This is a genomic window from Streptomyces sp. NPDC051041 (assembly GCF_044456065.1).
GTDB classification, from domain to species: Bacteria; Actinomycetota; Actinomycetes; order Streptomycetales; family Streptomycetaceae; genus Streptomyces; species Streptomyces glaucus.
Genome location: NZ_JBITFM010000050.1, coordinates 1 through 1,037, shown reverse-complemented (window position 1 = coordinate 1,037; position 1,037 = coordinate 1). Strand labels below are relative to the sequence as shown.

Genomic DNA, 1,037 nt, shown 5'->3' with positions numbered 1-1,037 from the left:
AGTGGGTCGCGCTGCTCACCGCGGTCGATGGCGTGCAGGGTGGTGACGCCGTCGCGCAGCGCCTTGGCGCGGTCGGCGATGGCCTGCGCTGCGTCGTCGTCGATGAAGTGGGTGCGCACGGTGATGGACGCCTGCCCGGCGGGGATAGTGATGCCGTCCGAGGCGACCACGAGGGTGCCCTTGTCCAGGCCCTGGCGCAGCAGGTGCGGGGCGGCGCCACCGTTGACGGCCTTGTCCCCCAGCGCCATCCGCGATTGCTGCTCGGTGCCCAGCGCGAGCGAGGCGCGGGTGTGGGCGCCCTCGCGGACCAGCTTGGGAAGGTTCTGGTCGGTGGGGTCCTGGGTGCCCTGCCACATCAGCACGTCGACGGCACGGCCCTGGTTGTGGATCTTGCGGACGGCCATGAAGTAGCGGGAGGTGGCCCTCTGCCCGCCGTACGGTCGCCGCTCCTCGTCGACGGCCGGGCACATGAACGCCACCTGCGCCTCGTCGACCAGGACGATGAGCGGCGGGAACGTCGCATTCGGGTCGGTGCGCCGGGCCTCGATACGCCGGTTCATCTCCGTGACCGCGTCCTCCACCATCTCCGTGGCCTGGATGACGTGGTCATCGGTCGGCCCCTGGATGAGCACTGCCGCGAGTCCGTCGAACATGGCCCAGTCGCCTACGCCCTTGAGGTCGGCGATCCAGAACTGTACTGAGCGGTCCAGGGCGAGCCACAGGGCGAGCGCGCGCAGCGAGGCGGTCTTGCCCTGGTTGGACAGGCCTGTGACCAGCAGGTGCCGCTGATACAGGCTGATCAATGCGGCGTCGCCGCGCAGGTCCTGGCCCCAGGGGGCCTTGCCCTTGGCGTAGTCGGCGGTCAGTGTCTCGTCCGTGACCAGTGGGGACGGGCCGATCGGCTCATCCAGCGCTCCGGAGTCGGCGATCCACAGCCGCACCGTGCGCGCGGCCTGGGGGATCGTGATGAACACCTCGTGCTCGTGCCGGGTGAGGTTCTCGGCGAGCTTGCGGCGCCGCTGCTGCACCTCCACCGT

1 protein-coding gene is annotated in these 1,037 nt (G+C 70.3%); it reads right to left on the bottom strand.

Translation table 11 applies throughout. The features are described 5' to 3' along the window. Positions 1–1,037: FtsK/SpoIIIE domain-containing protein (locus ACIBAI_RS28955; RefSeq protein ID WP_399038795.1), on the bottom strand; the 1,037-nt coding region annotated here is incomplete at both ends.